At 59.6% G+C, this 423-nt stretch carries 2 protein-coding genes; both read right to left on the reverse strand.

The genetic code is table 11. The features are described from left to right. Positions 1-163, reverse strand: a 163-nt coding sequence (locus tag EN750_RS41390; RefSeq protein WP_127399533.1) for a DUF6434 domain-containing protein, incomplete at its 3' end; no start/stop codon positions are given. Positions 164-236: 73 nt separating this feature from the next. Further along, the coding region (locus EN750_RS38830; protein WP_127399534.1) for a fructose-bisphosphatase class II at positions 237-423 on the reverse strand (187 nt) is incomplete at its 5' end.

Below are 423 nucleotides of genomic sequence, written 5' to 3' on the forward strand. Positions count from 1 at the left end.
TTTCCACACCGTCCTTGAGCCAAGCCATGAAAGGCCGGTCGAACCTGAATGCATCGCCGCATTCCCGGATGAGAAAGCGACGCACATTCTGGGTGTTGCGATAGGACTTTGTGATGGCGGTGGCACGCGAAATCGGATCCGCATGCCAGTCGAACGGTTTCATCGTCAAATCCTTGCAGCCAGCATCGGATGCGCCCGAATGGCTAGCAATTGCAAGGTGGCTTCGCAAGCGAGCGTCAGAACTTATCCAGACCCTGATGGCGGGCCTTGATCTCGCGCACCGTCCGCGACGACGAGCGCAGCACGATCGTGTGGGTGGTGATGTAATTGTGGCCGAACTTGACGCCAGCCAGCATGTTGCCGTCGGTGACACCGGTGGCCGCGAACAGCACATCGCCGCGCGCCATGTCCTCCGTCCGATAG

Origin of the sequence: Mesorhizobium sp. M7A.F.Ca.ET.027.03.2.1, from assembly GCF_003999175.1 — a bacterium.
Taxonomy (GTDB): Bacteria; Pseudomonadota; Alphaproteobacteria; order Rhizobiales; family Rhizobiaceae; genus Mesorhizobium.